Origin of the sequence: Corallococcus sp. CA049B, assembly GCF_003611685.1 — a bacterium.
Classification (GTDB): domain Bacteria; phylum Myxococcota; class Myxococcia; order Myxococcales; family Myxococcaceae; genus Corallococcus; species Corallococcus coralloides.
Map to the genome: position 1 here is coordinate 1 of NZ_RAWC01000403.1, position 2,884 is coordinate 2,884.

The following is a 2,884-nucleotide window of genomic DNA, read 5'->3' on the forward strand; positions in this document are numbered from 1 at the left end:
GGCCACGGTGCCGGCGTCCAGCGCGGACGCGGTCTGCGAGGCGACGTCCATGGGGACATCCGCCATGCGCTGTTTCCACCACCACACGCCACCCGCGGCCGCGCCGAGGATGACGGAGACGGCAACCACCGGTCCGAAGGGATTGCGCTTCGGTGGTCCACCGAGGGTGGGAAGATTCGGCCGCATTCAGGCTCCCTGAGGGTAAGAAGGTACGCGGGGGCCGGAACCGCCGGCGAAAAGGCGATATTTCGGCCCCCAGGCTACTCGTCCGGGCCGTCTTCCTGACCGTCCGGGGTGGTGTCGCGCAGGCCGAACTCCTTCATCTTCGTCTGGAGCGACTTGCGGCTGATCTGCAGGAGGCGCGCGGCGCGCGTGACGTTGCCGCCCGTCTCCTCCAGCTTCTTGACGATGAGGTCCCGCTCCAGCTCCGCGGCCTTCATGCGCACGATGTCCTTGAGGCCCACCTCGCCCACGGGGACGTCCAGCGTGCCCAGCGAGGCGGCGACCTGTGCCCCCGCCTGCACGCCCGCTCCCCCGCGCACCGGCTCCGGCAGGTCCTTCGCGGTGATGAGGGGGCCATCGGCGAAGAGCAGCACGCGCTCGATGAGGTTCTCCAGCTCGCGGATGTTGCCCGGCCACGCGTACGCCTGGAGCAGCGCGAGCGCGTCGTCGGCGATGCCCTCAATCTTCTTGTGGAGCCGCCGGTTGTACTTGTCCACGAAGTGCGCGGCGAGCATCGGGATGTCGCCGCGGCGCTCGCGCAGCGCGGGCAGCACGATGGGCACCACGGCCAGCCGGTAGTACAGGTCCTTGCGGAAGCGGCCCGCTTCGATCTCCGCCTGGAGGTCGCGGTTCGTGGCGGCCACCAGGCGCACGTTCACGCGCGTCGTCTTGATGCCGCCCACGCGCTCGAACTCGCCCTCCTGGAGCGCGCGCAAGAGCTTCACCTGCATCTCGACGGGGATCTCCCCAATCTCGTCCAGGAAGAGGGTGCCCTCGTCGGCCAGCTCGAAGCGGCCGGGCTTGGACGTGACGGCGCCGGTGAAGGCGCCCTTCTCGTAGCCGAACAGCTCGCTCTCCAGCAGCGTGGCGGGGATGGCGGCGCAGTTGATCTTGATGAACGGCTTGTCGCGGCGGCTGGACGCGCCGTGCAGCGCGGTGGCGATGAGCTCCTTGCCCGTGCCGCTCTCGCCGGTGATCAGCACCGTGGAGGGCGTGTCCGCGACCTTGTCGATGATCTTGTAGACGTCCTGGATCTGCGGCGACTCGCCGATGATGGCGGACCGGGCCTTGTGGTCCGCGCGCACGGAGCGCTTGGCGCTCTCGTTCGTCTTGGCGGCCTTGGCCACGACGGAGGACAGCTCCGCCTGATCAAACGGCTTGGTGATGTAGTCGAACGCGCCCGCCTTGATGGCCTCCACCGCGGAGTCCACGGTGCCGTGCGCGGTGATGATGATCACCGGCACGTCCGGGTTGGCGGCGCGCACGGCGGCGAGCACCTCCATGCCGCCCAGCTTGGGCATCACCAGGTCGGTGACGACGATGTCCGCGCCGTTCTTGTGGAACTCGGCCAGGCCCTGCTCGCCGTTCTCCGCCACGGTGACGTCGAACCCGTCGCGGCGCAGCAGGGCCGCCAGCACCTTGCGCAGGTTCGTCTCGTCGTCGATGACCAGGACCTTGGCCATAAGCCTCCGCGCGAAAGGAAGAGGACTAGCGGCGCGCCGGGGGAGCGGCCGGGGTGGCGCCTTCCAGCGTGCAGATGGCGTCCGGGTGCTTGATGCGCAGGAGCAGCGACTCCAGCACGCGGAACGGGTGGTTCATCTTGCTGGCGCCCAGGTAGGCCGCGACCATGTCCATGGCCACCGCCAGGTCCATGTTCTCCCGGCCCGTGGACACCACCACGCCGGACTCACCGCGCAGGCGGTTGGACTGGTAGACGCCATCCGCCGCGAGCTGGCTGATGGTCTGGATCTCCAGCACGCCCGTCTTCTCGTAGATGCGGTGCAGCTGCGAGTACAGGCGCGGCGACAGCACCACGGCGTACGGCCCGAAGTGGCCGGCCTCGTTGAGCTTGCGCGTGGCCTCCACGATGGTCTGGAAGCCGCCACCCGGCGCCGTCCAGTCCCCCAGCGTGGCGGTGAGGCGGCCGTTGGCCGTCATCAGGCCCTCGTAGCCCAGGCGCTGGTCGCCGTAGAAGATGAGCTCGTCCTCCTGCTGCGCGCACAGCGCGGCGGCGCCGGCGGCGGCGGACACGTCCAGCGGCATGTTGTGCGTGCGCGCCGCCTCGATGTCCCGCCAGTGCAGCAGGAAGTCCTTGTAGATGATGGGGATGGTCTTGAACTTGCGGACGTCGGTGAAGACCATCGCGGTCTCCTGCTCCCCGACGATGTCCACCGCGCCCGGGGACACGCCCTGGAACTCGTCGTACGCCACCGTCTGCACGCCCGCGCCCAGCGGCCCGTAGATGTCCAGGATGCGGCGGCCCACCAGCGAACGGCGAGCCACCTGGATCACCGTCTCGTTGAGGCGCGCCCACTCCTCTTCGCGCAGCGGGTTCTCGGCATGTCCAAGGAAGTCAGGCATCGGTGTCTCCGTCACGAGCGGCGGCAGAGGAGGGGAGAGGAGAAGGCAGGAAGCGAAAGGGTTCTAACGACCGCCACCGGAGCCGCCGCTTCCACCGCCGCGGCGCAGGCTGCCGATGGTGAGCGGATGGCCGTTGGCCGAAGGCGGCGGCGCGGGCACGCCGTAGATGAGGCGCTGCGGCGGCAGGGACGTCAGGGGCTCGTTCGCCAGGCGGCCCAACGCGGCCGGAGCGGGTGGCGCCGCGCGCGTCACCAGGGGCGCGGGTTCGGCGGCGGGCAGGGCGGGCTCCGAGGGGGCACCC

General features: G+C 69.9%; 2 protein-coding genes and 2 pseudogenes. All 4 read right to left on the bottom strand.

Features of this window, described 5'->3' with window-relative positions; translation table 11 throughout:
- Positions 1-186 (bottom strand): annotated as a pseudogene (locus D7W82_RS39110) (M23 family peptidase); the annotation flags it as partial.
- Positions 187-260: 74 nt separating this feature from the next.
- Positions 261-1,685 (bottom strand): sigma-54 dependent transcriptional regulator, encoded by a 1,425-nt coding sequence (locus D7W82_RS39115; RefSeq protein ID WP_014397289.1) that lies wholly within the window; start codon positions 1,683-1,685, stop codon positions 261-263.
- Positions 1,686-1,710: 25 nt separating this feature from the next.
- A complete protein-coding gene (gene encA / locus D7W82_RS39120; protein WP_120566121.1) occupies positions 1,711-2,583 on the bottom strand; it encodes an encapsulin nanocompartment shell protein EncA in 873 nt (290 codons plus the stop codon).
- A 63-nt stretch (positions 2,584-2,646) separates the two neighbouring features.
- Positions 2,647-2,884 (bottom strand): annotated as a pseudogene (locus D7W82_RS42085) (ferritin); the annotation flags it as partial.